Genomic DNA, 19,445 nt, shown 5'->3' with positions numbered 1-19,445 from the left:
TGTTTTTAATTGATTTCTCTATGTAAGGGCAAATAAATGGTGAACGATGTTCCTTTGTTCAATTCGCTCTGCACTACGATTTTCCCTTTGTATTTTTGAACGATGGAATAACAAACGGTCAAGCCGATACCTGTTCCCCTGTCTTTAAGCGAATAAAATGGGGTGCCGAGTTTTGCAAGCTGTTCTTTGGAGAGACCTATTCCTGTATCCGTTATTCGTATTTTTGCCATAGTGCGTTCCTGCTCTGTTTCCACTTTGATGAATCCGGGATTGTTCATTGACTCAATTCCATTTTTCATGATATTGACCAGTATCTGTTTAAGCTCGATGGGATTCATGTTAATGTGCAGGTCGTCACGGAAATCCAAGAGAAAGCCTATGTTGCGATTATTGGCGAAACTCGTTAATAAATCGGAAATCTTTTGGATTTCGTAATTTAAAGGAATGACCTGTACATTATCCGTTTGCGGTTTTGCCAAAGACAAATAGTCATTGATTATGACTTGTGTATATTCAAGTTCTGTAAGCATGGTCTGCACATAAAATTTTTCCGTTTCATTCAGTTCCTTCTCTTGATCTAATAACTGGGCAAATCCTTTTACGACTGTAATCGGATTACGTATCTCATGTGCAATGGTGGCAGCGAGCTGTCCGACTGAGTTCAGTTGTTTGGCCTGCTGTATTTCCTTATGAAATGCATTAGTGGATTCCACCCTATTATTGGTTCCTATGAATACGAATACCAATATGATTTGTATAGCGATGAAATTAAGCGTGTTGCCGAAACTATCCAAAGCGACATATTCATAAGTATATTGAAGATCCGTTTTTGAAATGATCAAGATGGAAGCGGGACCTAATATGAAATTTAAAGTGGCGACAATATAAAATCCGATTTTATCAAAGAGAAAAATGGGAATCAAGGGTGCTAAAGCAAATAAAGCCAACATGATTGCGGTATCTGGGAATATCAAGAATTTTCCATATAAATAAACAGTAATTAAGAAAATGAATAGGGTTTTATAAAAATTGACTTCTGTTTTTAAGTAAAATAACAGAGAAATTATCATCCCCGATATTAAAATGACCTGTAATATCATCTCGTAGGGATTATCTTTCCAACTTATAGGTGATACAGAAATCCCAACTAATAGTAAAAAGGATATCATTGCCATGAATACTTTCAGTATAAATCGGTGTTTGTTTTGATAATATTGATAATTTTTTAACATAATTCCCCTTAATATTAATATTCTGTTTGTTTGTTTAATAGTAATATGATACTAGTTTTTTGTAAATCAGAAAAAGATAGATTTTGCCATCGATAGTCTCTCTATATATAGTACTGGAAGGGGAGGTCAAGGAGTTAGGGAACAATTCTGTCCATGATGCCCCCTTGGTATGTCTCTAATATCTGGAATTTATCGGCTTTAGTATGGTTTATTATGGATATAGGAGACTTGAAGTATTAATGAAACGGTTAAAGGCTCATTAAACAGCGAAGTAAGGAGTTAAGTAACGAGGAGAATGTGTAAATGTTTAGTTGTTGGTATTTGGGTGACTGTTTTTTTCTACTATTTCAATATGTGAATGCCAAGAAACTTTTTATATTTTCTTATTGGATTACCAGTATCCATGTTTAGCACATTTCTCATTTATGATTTTTTTGGATAAAGAGGCTTTTAGTGGGTTTTTAATCATTAATCAAATAATTAAGCCGTCATTCATATTGGGTTAGGTACAACAAACTAATGAATGCACTGTGGGTAATTGTTTGATAGGTTATATTACTCATTTTTACTAAAATATTATTTCTTTACATTATATTATCTGTAGATTCACATTCCCCTTCTAAAATGATGGTAATAATAGGAGGGAGAGAGGGTAAATGAAAACGAATATAAAGAAATTCGGTTTTTGTATGATGAGTGCGGCCTTTATATTGCAAGCTACTTCCATGGGGGCCTCAGCTGCAAATGGAAATCATTCCAATTCATCTATTTATGAGAAGAAAATCGTGAATATTGCACATCGGGGAGCTTCTGGTTATGCACCTGAACATACCATTCCCGCTTATCAATTGGGAGAACAAATGAAAGGTGACTACATAGAAATCGACCTTCAGATGACCAAGGATGGAAGATTGATAGCAATGCATGATGAAAAGGTGGATCGTACGACGAATGGTACAGGTCTGGTGAAGGATTTAACGCTGGCAGAAATCAAGCAACTGGATGCCGGTTCATGGTTTAATGAAAAATATCCGCAATTGGCAAAAGAGGTATATGAAGGGTTAAAGGTTCCCACTCTTGAAGAAGTCTTTAAGAAGTTCGGAAAGCAGGCCAATTACTATATCGAAACAAAGTCCCCTGAAGTATATCCAGGAATGGAAGAAGAACTTCTGCAGGTTCTGGAAGAATATAAAATGGTGGATTCAAAAGGCCGTACCAAGAATATATTAATACAATCGTTCAGTAAAGAAAGCCTTATGAAGGTTCATGACATGAATCCAAAGTTACCGCTTGTGCAACTCTATTCTTATAAGAACCCAGCAACCATTTCAGATGAAGAATTGGAATCCGTTAAGGAATATGCAATTGGCGTGGGCCCGAACTTCAATAAGGTTGATGGACAATATGTGAAGATGGTTCGGAGTCATGACCTTCAATTCCATCCATATACAGTAAATGATAGAGCGGATATGAAAAAGGCTCTTGAATGGGGTGCAACGGGGCTGTTCACTAATTATCCTGATGTATTCAGCGAGGTACTAAGAGAGTACAAGCATGATAATCACAATGACAATGGAAATTAATAAGTAATTATGTGAGTCCCGGTTTTCCGGGGCTTTTTTTTGTAATGAAGGGCATTTAATTATTGGGGAAACTAGGTGGTCTTAGGCTTAGCAGGCTTTTTTGACGGGTATATCAAAAGTATTAAAAATATTTTAGGAGGTTGATTATGAAGGCTGTCACTTTTCAAGGAGCAAAAGAGATACAGGTAAAACAAGTTGAAGATCCGAAACTTCAGCAAAAGGATGATATCATCGTCCGAGTGACTTCAACGGCTATTTGCGGGTCCGATCTCCATATATATCAGGGTGCTTTACCCACGCATAAGGATTATGTCATTGGCCATGAACCGATGGGTATCGTTGAAGAAGTGGGTCCGGAAGTAACGAAGGTGAAAAAAGGGGACAGGGTTGTCCTGCCTTTTAACATTTCTTGTGGGCACTGTTATTATTGTGAACATGATATGGAGAGTCAATGTGATAATTCCAACCCCAATGAAGCGGTGGATACAGGCGGATACTTTGGTTTTACGGAACGATATGGGAACTATCCAGGCGGGCAGGCAGAATATTTAAGGGTCCCATATGGAAACTTCATGCCGTTTGTCATTCCAGAGTCATGTGAACTTGAGGATGAGGCACTATTGTTCATGTCCGATGTGCTGCCAACCGCCTATTGGAGTGTAGAGAACGCTGGCGTCAAGAAAGATGATACGGTAGCGGTACTTGGCTGCGGGCCGATTGGCTTGATGGCTCAGAAGTTCGCTTGGATGAAAGGCGCAAAAAGGGTCATTGCAATCGACAATCTTCCTTATAGGCTTAATAAGGCAAAACAGATGAATAAGGTTGAGGCGTATAACTTCGACGAGTATAACGATATGGGCAGCTACATTAAGGAAATCACTTCAGGCGGGGCCGATGTGGTCATAGATTGTGTGGGTATGGACGGCAAGAAATCAACAATCGAGGCGATTGAGCAAAAGCTGAAACTTCAAGGCGGAACGTTAAGCGCGATCGAGATTGCACTAAACGCCGTACGTAAATTCGGTACGATTCAACTGACTGGCGTATACGGATCCAAATATAACATGTTCCCATTAGGCAATTTATTTGAAAGGAACATTAACCTGAAAATGGGGCAAGCACCAGTCATTCACTACATGCCAAAGCTTTTTGATGAAATCACGGCTGGAAAGTTCGACCCCACGGAAATCATATCCCATAAAGTCCCTCTCGAAAAAGCGAGTGAAGCTTATCAAATCTTTAACGATCACGAAGATGAATGCATTAAAGTGGTGTTAAAGCCATAATCTTAAGCTTATAAAAAGTCCAATGCATGGAGCTGCATTGGACTTTTTGGTTATGTTCACAAATAGTTAATGGTGTATTATGGATAGGCGTATAAAAGAGATGTGAAATATGAATGATAATTATGCCTTTGAACTGAAGAAATCAGGATTACACTAATTTTTTTACTATAATGGGTGGCTTTCGTTTCAGGGGAATCCGAAAATGTGACGACTGACCCTTTAATTGATGAAGGAGCATATGATTTAAAAAGAAGAGTTGATTTAATAATAAGATGCAGTGCCAAGTGAACTTGAACAAGGGTTTTTGGTAATGAGATGGAGTATTTATATTATATAATGATAGTGACAAAAGGAGGATGTATAGATGGTATATAATTCGGCAGCAGAACTTTGTGAAGGGTTTGGGTATCCGCCCGTTCACGTTAAATTGACGATAGAGATCGTCGATAAGAGATTGGGACCTGTAACAGCGGAAGCAGAGATTGCCATCAAGCCTGTTAAGTCAAAGGAATATCTAAAAGTATTGGTGGAAGAATTGGAATCGGAGCATATCTTTGCTGATGAAAATGGCAGTATCTATGGCAGCTTCGGCATCGATCAAAGCATCCAGATATATGATGAAGTCCTGAATACAATTCCGTTCGAAGAGTTAATTGGAAAGGAAAATTGGAAAGAGACAATTGAGGAATCAATCACTGTGGATAAGCTAAAGGAACAACTGGGGAAATCCCTCAATGATTATCAATTCAGTGATTTGAGCGGGAAATATAAATTTAGGAAAAGATGTACGATAACGGAACTTCAATTCATAGAATAAAGCAAACTGGAGAAGGCGAAATGCTTTCTCTTTTTTGATGCTATCATAATCAAATGCTTATAGTGACACAATCCGTAAGATTTTTTTAACATACACAATGTCAGGAGAGATCAGTAAGGCTTTTTATCGTTTCAACATACATTTTTTTATGGTTTTACATAGGGTAATATAGTGATAAGGACTTTTACAAGAAAACGAAATGTATATTTTAAAAGATAAAAAGGAGAATATATGAAAATTGGTTTGGTACGGCATTTTAAGGTGGCACATGAATTTCCCACTGGAAGACCTGTGACGGCGGATGATATGAAGCAATGGTTTGAGGACTATGATGCAGCGGATATCATTTACGGAACGACTTTATTTGGTGTGGAAGAATGGCAGGAATGTTATAGCAGTGATATGTCGAGAGCTGTCAAGACAGCGGAACATATCTATCCAGGTACGGTTCATCGGATGGAGGAGCTGCGGGAAATACCTTCCCCTCCACTAAAAGGAAAAGTTAAGCTGCCGTTCATCCTTTGGGCCATCTGGATTCGCTGCTGCTCGGTAATAAACAAGCAGACAAGGACGGAAATTAAGATCGCAGAGCGAAGGATCAATAAAGTATTGGATGAGGTCTTAGCAAAGGGGGAAAGGGATGTTCTGATCGTGAGTCATGCCGCCCTCATGGTATATATGAGGAAAGAGCTTATACGACGGGGGTTCACTGGTCCAAAGTTCAAGATTGCCAGTAATGGAAAGCTTTATGTATTTGAGAGATGATAAAGGGGAAATATTGGGTTTCCCACCAGAACGGTTAAGTCATTTTTGCTGATTTTAAGAAAGAGGAAGGCATTTTCCGAATAGTTATTCTTTTTTTATTGGTTGTGGTTTATTATTGTAATAGTGTAATTTTTACGAATTCAATAATAGGGAAAGAGGGGTGGACATTTTGCTGAAGGCAGTTTTTTTTGATTTAGATGATACATTACTATGGGATCAGAAAAGTGTTAAAGAGGCTTTTGTGGCCACATGCGAAGTGGCTAAGGAGAAATATGATCTGAATGTCGACGAGTTTGAAGAAGCGGTGCGAAAGGAAGCACGTGAGCTTTATTCTTCTTACGATACATATGCATTCACTCAAATGATCGGAATCAACCCATTTGAGGGATTATGGGGAAATTTTCAGGATGATCATGATGAATTCCGGAAGATGGCCGGGATTGCACCGGCTTATCGGAAAGAAGCGTGGACGAGAGGTTTGAAGGCATTAGGGATTGATGATCCGGAATTTGGGCTTGAACTGGCAGAACGTTTCCCGGCCGAGAGACGCAAAAAGCCATTTATCTATGAAGAATCCTTCCGTGTTCTCGATGAATTAAAAGGGAATTACAAATTGCTATTGCTTACGAATGGATCTCCTGAACTGCAAAATACCAAACTTGAAATTACGCCTGAACTGGTTCCTTATTTTGACCAAATCGTGATTTCAGGCGCATTTGGACGAGGCAAACCAGATGCCTCCATTTTTGAGCATGCTTTGGAAATCATGGAGCTTGATAAGGATGAAGTATTGATGGTCGGCGATAATTTAATGACTGATATCCTTGGAGCATCACGGGTAGGCATAAAGTCGGTTTGGATAAATCGCCATGATAAGGAACGGAATGAAGTGATTCCAACCTATGAAATCAAGCATTTAGAGGAGCTTTACCCAATCCTTGAGAGCCTGGGGAATTAATTGGCAGTACTACTCCAAATAACAAATTTTGGAGAGTTTTAAAGGGGAAATTAGGTCTTTTAAATTATTTACAGAATGAAAAGGGTGATATATAGTTACCCTGTAATCAATTAAATTATTCAGACTAGGGGTGTCCAATAAAAGTTGGGCTGAGAGAGAAGCGCTTAAGCTTCTTAACCCTCAGGACCTGATCTGGTTCATACCAGCGTGGGGAAGTTAGAATCTACTAAACAATGACTTTTCAATTGGTCATTTCTGTAGTCATACTAACGTTAGCCGGGTCTTAAATATGAGATCTGGCTTTTTCGTGCGAAATGGATTGGATTTTGTCCTTTTTAAATGAAATTAAAAAGGAGAAATGAAATCATGATGAGTAATTCTGTAAATGACATGAACGTTTCAATTATGTCCAGTTTTGCCGGGAGTAAAAAAGTGTATGTTGAGGGATCTAGACCTGATATTAAAGTTCCTATGCGTGAAATTAAGCTAAGTCCGACTACAGGGGCATTCGGCGAAGAAGAAAATCCGCCTTTACGAGTTTATGACACAAGCGGTTTTTATACGGATTCAGATTATTCCATTGATATTCGTAAAGGTCTTGCCCCGATTAGACGAAGCTGGGTTCTGGAACGGGAAGATGTTGAAGAGTATGATGGCCGTGAAATAAAGCCCGAAGATAACGGGCATAAAAAAGTTGAGTCACAATCCAACGCCGAAGTTTTTCCGGGATTGAAAAGAAAACCATTGCGTGCAGTGAAAGGGCAAAACATAACCCAGCTCCATTATGCCCGTAAAGGTATCATTACTCCAGAAATGGAGTTCATTTCGATCAGGGAAAATGTAGCCCCTGAGTTTGTAAGAGAAGAGGTAGCTAGCGGGCGGGCTATCATTCCGGCAAATATTAACCATCCTGAAAGTGAGCCCATGATCATCGGACGTAATTTTCATGTGAAAATAAATGCGAATATTGGAAATTCCGCTGTCAGTTCATCGATCGAAGCTGAAGTGGAGAAAATGACTTGGGCTACACGATGGGGTGCAGACAATATAATGGATCTTTCCACCGGAAAGAACATTCACACGACCCGGGAATGGATTATCAGAAATTCACCTGTGCCAGTTGGGACGGTTCCGATATATCAAGCATTGGAAAAAGTGAATGGAGTCGCGGAGGATTTAAATTGGGAAGTTTTCCGGGATACATTAATCGAGCAGGCTGAGCAAGGTGTGGATTACTTCACCATACACGCTGGTGTGCTTTTGCGATACATCCCCATGACAGCAAAGCGAGTTACGGGAATCGTTTCCCGAGGGGGCTCCATCATGGCACAATGGTGCTTGGCCCACCACCAAGAAAGTTTTCTCTATACTCACTTTGAAGAGATTTGTGAAATCATGAAGGCGTATGATGTCTCTTTCTCATTAGGTGACGGCCTCCGTCCGGGATCCATTGCAGATGCAAACGATGAGGCACAATTTGCTGAATTGGAAACACTTGGGGAACTGACGAAGATTGCTTGGAAGCACGATGTCCAAGTCATGGTGGAGGGACCTGGTCACGTACCGATGCATTTAATTAAAGAAAATATGGATAAGCAGCTGGAAGTCTGTCAAGAAGCACCATTCTATACCCTGGGTCCATTGACAACGGATATAGCTCCTGGATACGATCATATCACTTCTGCGATTGGTGCTGCCATGATTGGATGGTTTGGAACTGCCATGCTTTGTTATGTGACACCGAAAGAGCATTTGGGACTTCCGAATAAAGAGGATGTTCGGGTAGGGGTCATAACTTATAAAATTGCGGCCCACGCAGCTGACCTTGCTAAAGGTCATCCGCATGCAAGAAAACGGGATGATGCCCTTTCGAAGGCTAGATTCGAATTTCGTTGGAGAGATCAATTCAATCTTTCCCTCGATCCTGAAAGGGCGGTCGAATATCATGATGAAACTCTTCCGGCCGAAGGTGCCAAAACAGCTCATTTCTGTTCAATGTGCGGCCCGAAATTCTGCAGTATGAGAATCTCTCAGGACATCCGTGATCTGGCGAAGGAAAAGGGTCTGGGTTTTGAGTCGGTAATCGATGAAGGGCTTAAAGAAAAAGCGAATGAATTCAGGAAAACGGACGGGGAAATCTATCAATGATTCCGACGAGAGGGAGAATTCGATGAATCGGGTAATCCAGATAAAAGTTGAAATGAAACAGTTGGAAACTCAATTGGCACAGCTGAAAAGAGAGCTGAACATTTTTCGGGAGAATTGTAATCATGAATTTGTAAAGAATGATTATAGTCAACAATGTACAAAGTGCTACTTAATCGAAAGTCTGCAATGGTAGTGATGCCTTAATTGTCCTTTCATTATCCGAATTAACCCCCTTAATCATGTTGGGGCATTCAATCACAAAGTCAACATGATTAAGGGATATTTCATTACTTTTTACAAACTTGTTTTAGTAATATGAAGAGGAGGAGGGACAAGCCATCCCTTTTCCTTATTCAATCGTAGGAACTCAGTACCCAATGCCGCTTTTTTGGTATGGAATTGTGCGAACATCTGTGCAATATCTTCACGGATGCATTGACCCATGATTTGGCTGCAAGCAACTAATCCTGCACCGATATCGATTGATACTGAAGCACAGATTTCAGGATCTTGAAGTCGTGCCCCAACGGGAATATCCTCTAAATTTGCTTTAGGCCTTTCAGGTGGTGATGGAGGCAGTCCCACGTTATTTTCTTTTAATAATAATTCAATTTGGTCACTTTCCTGTTTCCCTTGATTGATCACTTCTACAAGTAATTTATGCAGGTCCTTATCACCAGTATGATTAAGCATAGTTTGATGACAGGCAATCAAGCCTTTTGTTGTTGTTAGAAATGCCCATGTTCCAAATACCTCACCGTAATGCATAGGCTCTTCTTTCGGATTTCCGCTTAAAATTCCCATATCCATCCTCCTTAGAATTTCACTATTTAACGTAGTTAAGTTACCCTGTACTAATCCATGTATGCATCGTTAATTTTTGGAAAACGTTGGAGTGATTTTAGCCTTTTATTCCTTGTAGCCATTCTTGATAACATTCATCACAAAGCATTTCATTTCTATCCATGTCAGTAACTTGAAACGTTACAACATGGATTTTTTTTTCTTCAGTTTCATCAGTACAATAGAAGCATTTATGTGTCATTAGAAATCCTCCCATTCAAATAAAAGTGTTTATAGTTTAAAACTTTACGTTTTTTTTTATACAGAAAACATGACTGCAGCTTAATAGGTCTTCTTGGAAGAGTTTAGTTTGAATAATTCAGTTGGAGTTTAACATACTAAACTTGTTCACAAGATTGATAAAACGAGGAGGGAAATACAATGCAAAACCAATATCAACAAGGTCAAGTACACCAGAACATGCAAACGGGTGCCATTCCCCCACAAATGAATCACGGTGGTCACGAAGTATTCGATGTACATGAAGTGTTGTCGGGAACGATTGGTACTTTAAACACATATACTCTTTTGCGACAGCATGTAAAGGATCAGGAATTACTTGATATTCTGGATCGTCAATATCAGTTCATCCAAGATGAATATAATATTTCACTGGAGTGCTTCCAATCGGGCCAGGATCCTTCTAAACGGACTCAGAGCTACAAAATGAATCAAGGTAACGATTTTATATATGGATTGACACCAACTCAGCCAAAGAAACCTTTGCAATCCGTCTCGGAAATTACGGATGAATGCATTTCAGGTTTGATGCTTGGAGCTGTTAAGTCTGCAGCATCTATGAAAGCGATGGCAGCGCTTGAAATAACGAATCCGGTGGTTCGCCGAGTATTTGCAGATTCCGTTCCGAACTGCATAGAAATGGCATATGAGATTTCGATATATCAAAACAAACATCATTACTATCAAGTTCCGCAGCTTGCACAGCAGGATATGCAGCAAATGTTGAATTCATATGCACCCGCACAAGGAAATAACAACAACATGAGTCATTAAAAGCATTTGTCAAGAACAGAAAGAAGGGATAGGACTATTTTTCCTATCCCTTCTTTCTTACAGTTTCATCTGATTTATATCTTGGATGCATTCCTGGACGAGGGTAACAGCCTGACTCATGGTGGCTCCTCCGCCAAATGCCGCGGTCACGCCAATGGCTTCAAGAATGTCTTGTTCGGAACAACCTTGATCAAGACATCCTTTTGTATGGTAGATAATACAGTATTCATCTTGTGAATATAAGCTTATTCCTAATGCGATAAGCTGTTTTTCTTTCTGGGATAATTGACCTTCTTTAAAGCACTCTTCCGTAAACGAATTGAATTTCTCTGCGAGATCAGGCATTTTATGCGTAAAGACACCGATTCCAGCTTTATAATCACTAAGAGCATTTTCAGTAGAATTGTTAGCTTCAAATTCCATTTTCCATTCAGCTCCATCCTAAATTTTTTTCATCAAAAATTAGTATGAGCTAAATGTTGGGCGATTAAACAGGAACATAGGAGTTTACCAAAGTAATCATGGAACCCACCTTCCTACAAGGCAAGTGAACCCTTAGGCCGGGTGGCTTTGAACCATTGATAGCAAAGGATGCAAATAAGTGCAACGTCAATGGCATCACCGGCATAGTACATTAACATTCCTCCCTTTTCCGCTTGTTCCTTGGTGACTCCGCTTGGAGGATGGGCAAAAATATATTTAGAAAGGACATCATGGCCGGCCAGTGAAATTGTAAATACGATAGCTCGAAACATGAAGCTGAACCTGTGCGGCGCAGGGTCCATATAAATCATGGACGCAGTGAATAGATAGCCCGCTATGAACACGTGAAAATGCACCAATGCATGTAGAAGGGCATCTTGATGCATCAACCCATATAGCCCAGTCGTATAAAGTATCCAGAGTCCCCCAATATTAAGCGCGGAAGCAGTGATTGGATTACTTAAAATGCGCAGCGGCCAACTTTTCAACAAATTTGAAAGGCGTCTTGCTGATTGTACATCAAGTGTTCGCAGTGCAAGAGTAATAGGTGCAGCAAGCACGAGGAGGATTGGTGCAATCATACCAAGAAGTAAATGACCAACCATGTGCGCCGTGAAGTCCATATGCGCGCGATTGGCTATGGGGCCTATAATTGCAGAGGCTGCACAGATTGTGCCAAGAATCCAAAAGAACGTACGGTATAAGGGCCATTTTTTATAGCGGCAGTTTGAAATTACGACAGCTGCGATATAAATAACTATAACAAGCGAGAAAAGTATCAATAAAATAGGTTCAAAACCAGTTCCATTATCATGAATATGTCCATTACTGTGCATTGCGGCTGTCTTCTTTCATTTTAAGTAAGCTGCTCCTTGTTTGAATGACGAAGGTAATGCCGAACAGTATCATGATTGCGGCTGCAATGTTCCAAATCAAGTCGTATGGGAGAATATCGACATTGTAACGGATTTGATGGAGACGCATTAGCTTGTGCTGGATGGTCCCGTCATATAACTGAAAAGAACCTGCCCCGAGCAAAACTCCTCCTATCCACCTTTTCAGCCATAATCCCTTTCGGCGGCGAAGGTCAGCGAACATGAACAGAGACCCTATCGTTGCGAACCAGCTTAGGGCATGAAATAAACCATCCGAGACAAGTCCGATACTGGATGTGGACTTATCATAGAAATGGTGCCAATGTAATAGCTGATGAAAGATGGCCTCATCGATGAATGCCACCAATCCGATCCCGAATAGAAAACCGGACCATAGATTACGAGCGGAATAAGTATATCGTAATTCTGAAATGGATTGATTTTTTTGATTTCGGGGCCTGAAATCCATTTTCCATCCTCCTTTTAAGTTTCTTTATATGTGGTTGATTTTCCTATATATGGTTCTTTCTACTTTACCCTGTATTGCAAAGTTATAGACAGGTAAATGGATCTTTTATAAATCTTATTAGTGATCCATTCATGGTCCTAAGATAATCCTTGGGATTTTTAGTTCAAGGGTTCATTGTTAATTGCATGTAAATTTTTTCTAATTACTGTTCATTATAACTGGATTCATGTTTCAAGCATGGACAGGCGGGTAATAAAAACCTAGAAAGTCAACTATTAATAAAAGGAGGAGTTAATATGTTTCGTCATCAAAAAGAATTGCAATTTGAAGTTAAGGTAGAGCGGCCAGATCCGATGCTTGCACGTCAAATTCAGGAAGTGTTAGGTGGACAGTTTGGGGAAATGACTGTCATGATGCAATATCTTTTTCAGGGCTTTAACTGCCGTGGGGAAGAAAAATACAAAGATATGCTGATGGATATTGGTACAGAGGAAATTGGACATGTAGAGATGCTTTGTTCGCTCATTAGTCAATTACTTGATGGCGCTTCTCCAGAAGATCAGGCAGAGGCCGCAAAAGATCCAGCTACAGCAGCAATCATGGGTGGAATTAACCCCCAGCATTTGCTCGTAAGCGGACTTGGCGGACTGCCAACCAACTCGAATGGGGTGCCTTGGAACGGATCTTATATTGTAGCGAGCGGAAATCTATTAGCGGACATGCGATCGAATCTGCATGCTGAAAGCCAAGGACGTCTTCAAGTGGCCCGCTTATATCATATGACCAAAGATGAAGGGGTACGTGCAACCTTCCGTAAAATGTTAGCCCGTGATCGTTACCACCAATATCAATGGATGGCGGCCATTGCAGAACTTGAAGAAAAAAATGGCGTTGTCGTTCCCGCGTCATTCCCACCGGAAGCGGAAATGGAATCTCAACCGGAAGCGTACGAATTCTGGAACTTGTCAGAAGGTAATGAATCAGGAGATGGACTGTGGGCAACAGGAAGCGCCCCAGATGGTACGGGGGATTTTGTTTATGTAGCTGAACCAGTTGCAAAAGGGCAGATTCCTAACCCTAAGGTTCCGGCGGCACAATTGCATCATGACCTGGATAGAAGTCAATCGCTTAATAAAAGGTAATGGGAACTTTTCAAGAAAAGCTCGATGGCCCCTAAAGGGACATCGGTTTTTTTATGTTTACTGAATCTGATTATTTGCTTGTGGATATGTTTTGGAGTAGCATAGTTTCCATCTTTAAGACACCATTTTAAAGAATGATCACTAATTTAAATAGTAAGAAGTGGGACAAATGAAAGCAGTAGGTGCGGAACAATTACTATTTAAAGATTTTTCTAAGTCCACCCCGGAATAGGGCGAATATTAATTAAGGTGAAAGCCTCTGCGATAAATAGAACGGATATTGAGGGGAATTCGGTTATATGGCCAATCCAATATTGGTGGATAGGTTTCTGGGGAAGTGGTGGAAAGGGAAAAGGTGGAGCTAATGGCAGATTGATTGAAGAATGAAATGTGGACAAAGTATAATGAATATATACAAAGTCAAGATACTCTTCGTCGGTATCTGTCTAAAGGGGGAATCTTAATGAATGAATTGAATGCATTATTCAGGAAAAGAATAGGGCTCCAGGAAGATGTGAAACTGACATTTGAGAAATTAGAGGAAATTCTGGATAAGACAGCGAAAACCATTCCTTTTGAAAACTTATCGATCATGGCATCCCATCTGAGTGATATCAATAAAACGAATATCATGAATAAAGTCCTCGTGAGGAATGAGGGTGGATTATGCTATGAATTGAATGCAGCCCTTTATTTTTTCCTGAAGGAAAATGACTTTGATGTATTCTTGGTACGGGGTGTCATCTATAATCAGGGGTGGATGACCATAGGAAGGACCCATGTCACCATTCTATTGAACCATGAGGGCCGAACCTATTTGATCGATACGGGTTTTGGAGGGAATCTGCCTTTAAAACCAGTTCCGTTGAACGGAGAAACGGTCGTTTCCCAAAATGGTGAATTCAGGATAAAAAAAGAAAGTACCGACCATGGGGATCATGTCCTTGAATTAAAACTGAAACATAAAGATCGCGATTGGAGAATAGGGTATGCTTTCGATTCTTCAAAACCGGTAGGAAATGTAGCGGAACTTAATGAGGTCCAAACGATCATCAGGGAAAATCCCCAATCGCCATTTAATAAGCATCCATTAATCACCCGTTTGACAAACAGCGGGAACATCACTTTAACTGATACATCCTTTACACAGTGGGAAGATGGGAAAGTGACGAAAGAAGAAATAGATGGAACACGATTTAAGGAGTTAATGAAACAGCACTTCGATAGATAGTGGAAAAAAGGACTGAATATCAAAGGCGTCCATACCGAAAGACTGTCCATTCCCGACAGGTTTTTTATGAATACCGGCGAGGAGGCTGGCGGACAGCCAGCGAATTTCTAAAAAACTGTAGGTAAACTCGCTTTTTTCGAATTTGTCTACAGTCTAAAACATCCAATACGGAAGTTTTTACTATTTATTCAATAGATTCTAATTCAGTGGGGTGAGAAGGGTATGGAGAGGAAGAATCGATTGGTTTTTACTAGATCGAATGCAGCTGCTAAACGAAAATTCGATGAAGCGATCACCATTTTGGAATATAGCGTAATGCTCGTTGAACTCTTTGGTTTAGAAGAGTTCAACAATATAATTGCCGGACAGTTAAGGCTGATTCTATGTGAAACGAAAATTACGCGCATAAAGCGGGAAAAGGTCACGATTGACCAATCATTAATTAAGAAAATCAATCCTAACCCGAAATTGTATCCGATTAAAGACTCCATTCAAATGAGCAATGTTCATATTACGGAAGACCTCTTCGATTATACTAAACAGAGGATTGAGCTAAAGCTTTGGAGAAATCAAATTATCTATAAAACCGATATCGAAGGGAAAATCCAGGAAATTAAAATCATTGATTTTATTAAGGAAACAGCTAATAAGATTGGCGGTGCGCAAGCTGAATCAAGTTTCCCTAATAAGTCCATTATTTCGGATGGACATACCAAAACCATGTTAATAGGTATAGCGAAAGGGTTATTCAAATCCATAGGCAGGGATTATAAAAAACATGCCTCCATGAACCTTTCACATATCATACAAAAAATCGAACAATCAACTTTGGGAGACTCTTTGGGAGACTAGACATAAGAGGGACTTTTGACCAAGTCCTTCTTTCTTGATTTCCAGGCAATATCCGGCAGGATTGTTCACCTCAAATAACCTCTATCAATAAACCATCTCTTTTTACCTCTGTTAAACCACGCTCGAATGCATGCTGTTCACTACTTTTATTATTAAATAATTAAGGTTACTAATATAGAAGAATGGGGAATTTCCTGATTACAAACAAACATTGGGGCCTTATATGTAAATGTAAAGACTTATTAAATTTACACTAAAATGCAGCTATGGATGATTGAGATAATTTATAATGATATTCCGAATATAGTTTTACACATTATTGGAAAAATAGACTGAAAATAAAAAGAAAGAGATGATGATATGAAGGATTTTGATAGAAACCTTCCTGCCGAATGGCTGGAATTAGTCACATTGGCAATGAAATCGGATGTTACAAAAGAGCAATTCAAAAAGTTTCTACAAGAAAAGTCGAATAGCAATAAAAGTAGCGATTGTGGAGGCTAAATAGAATTCTGTTCAACCAAAGAAAGGTGTTTTTTTCTATCTGCGGAGAAAGGTTCTTCTTTTTGCAGACCTTTAATAAAAAAAGTATGAGGACACCATTTCTTTTGCTACAAGTCACTCCATATTTTCTGCATATTTAATTGGTAAGATGGATGCAATCATAAAGGAGGTTTTATTCAATATGAAAAAAAGAACAAAATTGCCTACCATCCTATCATTAATAGCAGCGCTGTTTTTAGTCCTTGGCGCATGTTCCAACAGCGATGATAAAAACAAAGAAGATAAAGAAGAAATGGAACATAGTGAAATGGACATGAACCATTCTAGCTCGGGTGATGTTCCAGAAGGATTAAAAGCTGCAGAAAATCCAACCTATGAAGTTGGAAGTCAAGCGATTATCGAATCAGGTCATATGGAAAGCATGAAGGGGGCGGAAGCAACAATAGTGGGTGCATTTGATACGACTGCTTATGCAATTTCGTATACGCCTGCAACTGGCGGAGAAAAGGTGGAAAATCATAAATGGATCATTCAAGAAGAAATCAAAGATGCAGGTGAGAAGACGTATGAACCCGGAGCGAAGATCACAGTAAATGCTTCTCATATGGAAGGGATGAACGGGACAGTCGCTGAAGTTGAATCTGCTGAAAAAACGACTGTTTATATGGTCGATTTCACACCTACTACAGGGGGTGAAAAAGTAAAGAACCATAAATGGGTAACGGAAAGTGAATTATCAGCGTCTAAATGATTTAACACCATGATTTGCAAAACAGAAGAAGAAAATAAGTCTTGGTTATCCTTCATGGTTACTTTTTTATGGATGAAACCAGCAGGAACGTTTATTTAAAAAGTGTAAACAACTCGCTTTTCTTCGAGTTTGTCTACAGTCTGAAGGAATGGCAAACAAGCCATTCCTTTTTTTGTGAAAACTTTCTTGAAAATTATTGTATGTAGTGGATTGTAAAACTTTAGTATCTGTTAATATGGATTTATCAAAATGTAAAAAATGGGGTGTAAGTATGGTGACTGGATTAACTATTAGACCTTTTATGGAAAATGACTATGAGGCGCTGAGCAACTATTGTTTACCTATAGAACAAGCAATCTATACTTCTTTACCTTTGAAAGTTATCGAAGACTTCAGAAAGGATAAATATAATCTCCCCATGGTCATTTATTTAGATCAGGATTTGATTGGTTGTTTTGCCTTATATACGGATAAAGCGGGAAATCAATATACAAGTAATGAGAATGCGGTTCTTCTTAAATCATTCTCCTTGGATTTGCGCCATCAAAAAAAGGGGCTGGCTTTTAAGACTTTAAAAGTGTTGCCTGAGATGATCAAACTAAGTCATCCAGATAAAAATGAGATTATTCTAACGGTGCATCATTCGAATGTTCCAGCGATAAATTTATATAAAAAAGCTGGATTCGTTGACAAAGGATACAGATTTAACGGGGAAGAAGGGGTGGAATGTATTTTCCACTTTGCTCTGGATTAAGGGAGCTTTAGATATCTTCCGGAATATATAGAGGGCAGTGGAACGTGTTTGCAACCTCGGGGGAGTATGATAGAAGACAAAACGTTCTCCCATGAGAGGTAAACGATAAGGGGATCAATCATATTTGAGGCATAAAGGAAATGGGAATCTCCTATAGTACCTAGTCCCCGGTATGGTTGGAATTTAATTAAACTTCCATACACAGTAACTTAAAAATGAGAGAGTGGTAAAACGCAAAATAAGCATCTTAATAATCCCTTCACTTCAGTTTGTCGACAAAATTGGGTTCGGGATGGTGTTATCCATAATCCCTTTCACGGCATTATCGATGGAATGATTCCCAAGATTTTTCACTCTTTTATATGGGAAGAAACCCATACTAGAATGGAAAGTTGCGACACTCCTGCCGAATAACTGGCTAGCCGAGACACGCTAGATGCTTAGCAGATAGTCTGCGGAAAGGGAGCGGATTTCTGAAATCAATTGGAACGTTTTTCAAAGAAAAAAACTGTAAGCAAACCCGTTTTTCGAATTTGTCTACAGTCTGAAACATCTTAATGATGTTTATTTTTTGGAAAGGTCTCCATCCCCACTTACCATGCAGGAGATTTTTCCCTATAATTTTAATATCGATACGATATATTCAAAATTCAAGGTCTCCACCCTACAATTTCTAAAATCGTCAGAACAATCTCAAAGACAATGAGAATCACAATGATCCATTCAACGAATAGTCCCCTGATCGAATGGCTGATGTTTGAAAACCCATCCATAATGTTATATAAAATTTCAGTTTTACTTTTCAAGATTTTATACCGATCATTCAATTCAAAAAAATCAAGCATTCTGTCATAAAATTCGCCGGCAATACTGCTTGTCCATGTAATATCAGGTTTATCCAGAATCATGATATACGCTAGGGTATTGTACTCGTGACGTACGATTTTTGCCGTCGTCCTCGCTAGTTCCTTGTTGCCGATTCTCAACTTGCCTTTTTCCAGTCGGTCTATCATGGCTTCGAGCTTGTCGTGAATTTTTCCGAGTTGTTCCTCGGTTTTTTCAAGTGCCACCGATTTTGCGAGAATAGTGGAAATTAATTCAGGGTAGAAAAATTCATATTTAGGCACAACTACATATTCGTCTGTCAAATTGATGTTTTCAGTTTCACTGAAGTGAAGGCTGTAATCGTCTGTATATCTATCTACATTAACGAGATCAATATCCGGCTCGAAAGAATGGATAAAGGATGAAAATTCCTTAATCTCATCCGCGTGTGAGTAATTAATGAAAACAATGCTGCCAAAGGAAAAAACCAGCACCTGTTGTGATTCGTCCACATTTTTATTAAGGATGGAACTTAGAATATCGCCTTTAAGGATTAAAGGCTCTTCCCAGGTGAATTTTTTAGGGATGCCGCAATGAATGGCGATTTTGTTCAAATCAATTTCATTAGTGATTGCACATGCTTTAAAGGTAATTGGTTCCATCTATATCACTCTCTTCAGCAAATTGGTCTTTTTTCGATTCTATTCTATTCTTACAAAAACATGCTTGAATAATTCTTGAAGGTAGAAAAAGTTTACTGATTGGTGTATGAACCAATAAATCCCATTAATGATATAAAAGATACTCAAGTCTAAGCCTTTGGTTTTATGCTCTACACTCCCAAGTCCAATTAACAGACTTAAAATACAATAGTTTATATGTAAGAGGGCGATTTTACGAATGCTGATCCTCC

21 protein-coding genes and 1 riboswitch are annotated in these 19,445 nt (G+C 39.2%); of the genes, 14 read left to right on the top strand and 7 right to left on the bottom strand.

Translation table 11 applies throughout. From position 1 onward, the window contains the following. Nucleotides 1–5 precede the first annotated feature (5 nt). Nucleotides 6–1,232 (bottom strand): ATP-binding protein, encoded by a 1,227-nt coding sequence (locus J7J00_RS25275; RefSeq protein WP_214795672.1) that lies wholly within the window; start codon nucleotides 1,230–1,232, stop codon nucleotides 6–8. Nucleotides 1,233–1,888: 656 nt separating this feature from the next. On the opposite strand from J7J00_RS25275, the gene J7J00_RS25270 reads away from it, so the two are divergent. The 7 genes from J7J00_RS25270 (at nucleotide 1,889) to J7J00_RS25240 (ending at nucleotide 8,982) form a co-directional block, all read left to right on the top strand. After that, nucleotides 1,889–2,815, top strand: coding sequence for a glycerophosphodiester phosphodiesterase (locus tag J7J00_RS25270; RefSeq protein ID WP_214795670.1), 927 nt, complete (start codon nucleotides 1,889–1,891; stop codon nucleotides 2,813–2,815). A 146-nt stretch (nucleotides 2,816–2,961) separates the two neighbouring features. Further along, entirely contained in the window at nucleotides 2,962–4,101 is a 1,140-nt protein-coding gene (locus tag J7J00_RS25265; protein WP_214795668.1) for a zinc-dependent alcohol dehydrogenase, read from the top strand. 364 nt (nucleotides 4,102–4,465) lie between these two features. Beyond that, the gene (locus tag J7J00_RS25260; protein ID WP_214795666.1) at nucleotides 4,466–4,918 is read left to right on the top strand and encodes a hypothetical protein; all 453 of its coding nucleotides are present in this window, start codon (nucleotides 4,466–4,468) and stop codon (nucleotides 4,916–4,918) included. Nucleotides 4,919–5,149: 231 nt separating this feature from the next. After that, complete coding sequence (locus J7J00_RS25255) at nucleotides 5,150–5,683, top strand: histidine phosphatase family protein (protein WP_214795664.1); 534 nt, start codon at nucleotides 5,150–5,152, stop codon at nucleotides 5,681–5,683. 169 nt (nucleotides 5,684–5,852) lie between these two features. After that, nucleotides 5,853–6,641, top strand: coding sequence for an HAD family hydrolase (locus tag J7J00_RS25250; RefSeq protein WP_214795662.1), 789 nt, complete (start codon nucleotides 5,853–5,855; stop codon nucleotides 6,639–6,641). Between the two features lie 116 nt (nucleotides 6,642–6,757). Further along, nucleotides 6,758–6,872, top strand: a riboswitch (TPP riboswitch). A 135-nt stretch (nucleotides 6,873–7,007) separates the two neighbouring features. Then, nucleotides 7,008–8,789, top strand: coding sequence for a phosphomethylpyrimidine synthase ThiC (gene thiC / locus J7J00_RS25245; protein WP_214795660.1), 1,782 nt, complete (start codon nucleotides 7,008–7,010; stop codon nucleotides 8,787–8,789). A gap of 22 nt (nucleotides 8,790–8,811) precedes the next feature. After that, entirely contained in the window at nucleotides 8,812–8,982 is a 171-nt protein-coding gene (locus J7J00_RS25240) for a hypothetical protein (RefSeq protein ID WP_214795658.1), read from the top strand. 101 nt (nucleotides 8,983–9,083) lie between these two features. Here the strand turns inward: J7J00_RS25240 and J7J00_RS25235 are convergent, their stop codons facing one another. Both J7J00_RS25235 and J7J00_RS25230 read right to left on the bottom strand, forming a co-directional pair. Beyond that, entirely contained in the window at nucleotides 9,084–9,593 is a 510-nt protein-coding gene (locus J7J00_RS25235; protein ID WP_214795656.1) for a DUF3231 family protein, read from the bottom strand. A gap of 97 nt (nucleotides 9,594–9,690) precedes the next feature. Next, nucleotides 9,691–9,834, bottom strand: a complete 144-nt coding sequence (locus J7J00_RS25230) for a hypothetical protein (protein ID WP_214795654.1) — start codon at nucleotides 9,832–9,834, stop codon at nucleotides 9,691–9,693. A 179-nt stretch (nucleotides 9,835–10,013) separates the two neighbouring features. On the opposite strand from J7J00_RS25230, the gene J7J00_RS25225 reads away from it, so the two are divergent. Continuing rightward, nucleotides 10,014–10,646, top strand: a complete 633-nt coding sequence (locus tag J7J00_RS25225) for a spore coat protein (protein WP_214795652.1) — start codon at nucleotides 10,014–10,016, stop codon at nucleotides 10,644–10,646. A gap of 57 nt (nucleotides 10,647–10,703) precedes the next feature. Here J7J00_RS25225 and J7J00_RS25220 read toward each other — a convergent pair whose 3' ends face one another. From J7J00_RS25220 to J7J00_RS25210, 3 genes are all read right to left on the bottom strand, one after another. After that, complete coding sequence (locus J7J00_RS25220; protein WP_214795650.1) at nucleotides 10,704–11,069, bottom strand: carboxymuconolactone decarboxylase family protein; 366 nt, start codon at nucleotides 11,067–11,069, stop codon at nucleotides 10,704–10,706. A 113-nt stretch (nucleotides 11,070–11,182) separates the two neighbouring features. Further along, the gene (locus J7J00_RS25215; protein WP_214795648.1) at nucleotides 11,183–11,965 is read right to left on the bottom strand and encodes a cytochrome c oxidase assembly protein; all 783 of its coding nucleotides are present in this window, start codon (nucleotides 11,963–11,965) and stop codon (nucleotides 11,183–11,185) included. Then, entirely contained in the window at nucleotides 11,955–12,473 is a 519-nt protein-coding gene (locus J7J00_RS25210) for a DUF2243 domain-containing protein (protein ID WP_214795646.1), read from the bottom strand. The genes J7J00_RS25215 and J7J00_RS25210 overlap by 11 nt, the downstream gene beginning before the upstream one ends. Nucleotides 12,474–12,769: 296 nt before the next feature. Between J7J00_RS25210 and J7J00_RS25205 the strand changes: the two genes are divergently transcribed. From J7J00_RS25205 to J7J00_RS25180, 6 genes are all read left to right on the top strand, one after another. Continuing rightward, nucleotides 12,770–13,615 carry a manganese catalase gene (locus tag J7J00_RS25205; RefSeq protein ID WP_144528520.1) on the top strand — a complete coding sequence of 282 codons (846 nt, stop codon included), beginning with the start codon at nucleotides 12,770–12,772 and terminating at the stop codon, nucleotides 13,613–13,615. 463 nt (nucleotides 13,616–14,078) lie between these two features. Beyond that, nucleotides 14,079–14,846 (top strand): arylamine N-acetyltransferase family protein, encoded by a 768-nt coding sequence (locus J7J00_RS25200; RefSeq protein ID WP_214795644.1) that lies wholly within the window; start codon nucleotides 14,079–14,081, stop codon nucleotides 14,844–14,846. Between the two features lie 222 nt (nucleotides 14,847–15,068). Then, nucleotides 15,069–15,698 (top strand): hypothetical protein, encoded by a 630-nt coding sequence (locus tag J7J00_RS25195; RefSeq protein WP_214795642.1) that lies wholly within the window; start codon nucleotides 15,069–15,071, stop codon nucleotides 15,696–15,698. A gap of 360 nt (nucleotides 15,699–16,058) precedes the next feature. After that, nucleotides 16,059–16,202 carry an anti-repressor SinI family protein gene (locus J7J00_RS25190; RefSeq protein WP_142323951.1) on the top strand — a complete coding sequence of 48 codons (144 nt, stop codon included), beginning with the start codon at nucleotides 16,059–16,061 and terminating at the stop codon, nucleotides 16,200–16,202. Nucleotides 16,203–16,383: 181 nt separating this feature from the next. Continuing rightward, nucleotides 16,384–16,953 carry a YdhK family protein gene (locus J7J00_RS25185; RefSeq protein ID WP_214795640.1) on the top strand — a complete coding sequence of 190 codons (570 nt, stop codon included), beginning with the start codon at nucleotides 16,384–16,386 and terminating at the stop codon, nucleotides 16,951–16,953. 271 nt (nucleotides 16,954–17,224) lie between these two features. Beyond that, the gene (locus J7J00_RS25180) at nucleotides 17,225–17,707 is read left to right on the top strand and encodes a GNAT family N-acetyltransferase (RefSeq protein ID WP_214795638.1); all 483 of its coding nucleotides are present in this window, start codon (nucleotides 17,225–17,227) and stop codon (nucleotides 17,705–17,707) included. A 650-nt stretch (nucleotides 17,708–18,357) separates the two neighbouring features. On the opposite strand, the gene J7J00_RS25175 is transcribed toward J7J00_RS25180, so the two are convergent. Beyond that, the gene (locus J7J00_RS25175; RefSeq protein WP_214795636.1) at nucleotides 18,358–19,194 is read right to left on the bottom strand and encodes an RMD1 family protein; all 837 of its coding nucleotides are present in this window, start codon (nucleotides 19,192–19,194) and stop codon (nucleotides 18,358–18,360) included. Nucleotides 19,195–19,445: the final 251 nt, after the last annotated feature.

It is taken from the genome of Bacillus sp. ISL-4 (assembly GCF_018613275.1).
In the GTDB taxonomy this organism is placed as follows: domain Bacteria; phylum Bacillota; class Bacilli; order Bacillales; family DSM-1321; genus Peribacillus; species Peribacillus simplex_E.
This window is presented reverse-complemented; position numbering and strand designations above follow the sequence as displayed.

Bases quoted from the DNA above. Each gene is read 5' to 3' on its own strand.
- J7J00_RS25275 (WP_214795672.1), bottom strand. From the start codon at position 1,232: ATGTTAAAAAATTATCAATATTATCAAAACAAACACCGATTTATACTG.
- J7J00_RS25270 (WP_214795670.1), top strand. From the start codon at position 1,889: ATGAAAACGAATATAAAGAAATTCGGTTTTTGTATGATGAGTGCGGCC.
- J7J00_RS25265 (WP_214795668.1), top strand. From the start codon at position 2,962: ATGAAGGCTGTCACTTTTCAAGGAGCAAAAGAGATACAGGTAAAACAA.
- J7J00_RS25260 (WP_214795666.1), top strand. From the start codon at position 4,466: ATGGTATATAATTCGGCAGCAGAACTTTGTGAAGGGTTTGGGTATCCG.
- J7J00_RS25255 (WP_214795664.1), top strand. From the start codon at position 5,150: ATGAAAATTGGTTTGGTACGGCATTTTAAGGTGGCACATGAATTTCCC.
- thiC (WP_214795660.1), top strand. From the start codon at position 7,008: ATGATGAGTAATTCTGTAAATGACATGAACGTTTCAATTATGTCCAGT.
- J7J00_RS25240 (WP_214795658.1), top strand. From the start codon at position 8,812: ATGAATCGGGTAATCCAGATAAAAGTTGAAATGAAACAGTTGGAAACT.
- J7J00_RS25235 (WP_214795656.1), bottom strand. From the start codon at position 9,593: ATGGGAATTTTAAGCGGAAATCCGAAAGAAGAGCCTATGCATTACGGT.
- J7J00_RS25230 (WP_214795654.1), bottom strand. From the start codon at position 9,834: ATGACACATAAATGCTTCTATTGTACTGATGAAACTGAAGAAAAAAAA.
- J7J00_RS25225 (WP_214795652.1), top strand. From the start codon at position 10,014: ATGCAAAACCAATATCAACAAGGTCAAGTACACCAGAACATGCAAACG.
- J7J00_RS25220 (WP_214795650.1), bottom strand. From the start codon at position 11,069: ATGGAATTTGAAGCTAACAATTCTACTGAAAATGCTCTTAGTGATTAT.
- J7J00_RS25215 (WP_214795648.1), bottom strand. From the start codon at position 11,965: ATGCACAGTAATGGACATATTCATGATAATGGAACTGGTTTTGAACCT.
- J7J00_RS25210 (WP_214795646.1), bottom strand. From the start codon at position 12,473: ATGGATTTCAGGCCCCGAAATCAAAAAAATCAATCCATTTCAGAATTA.
- J7J00_RS25205 (WP_144528520.1), top strand. From the start codon at position 12,770: ATGTTTCGTCATCAAAAAGAATTGCAATTTGAAGTTAAGGTAGAGCGG.
- J7J00_RS25200 (WP_214795644.1), top strand. From the start codon at position 14,079: ATGAATGAATTGAATGCATTATTCAGGAAAAGAATAGGGCTCCAGGAA.
- J7J00_RS25195 (WP_214795642.1), top strand. From the start codon at position 15,069: ATGGAGAGGAAGAATCGATTGGTTTTTACTAGATCGAATGCAGCTGCT.
- J7J00_RS25190 (WP_142323951.1), top strand. From the start codon at position 16,059: ATGAAGGATTTTGATAGAAACCTTCCTGCCGAATGGCTGGAATTAGTC.
- J7J00_RS25185 (WP_214795640.1), top strand. From the start codon at position 16,384: ATGAAAAAAAGAACAAAATTGCCTACCATCCTATCATTAATAGCAGCG.
- J7J00_RS25180 (WP_214795638.1), top strand. From the start codon at position 17,225: ATGGTGACTGGATTAACTATTAGACCTTTTATGGAAAATGACTATGAG.
- J7J00_RS25175 (WP_214795636.1), bottom strand. From the start codon at position 19,194: ATGGAACCAATTACCTTTAAAGCATGTGCAATCACTAATGAAATTGAT.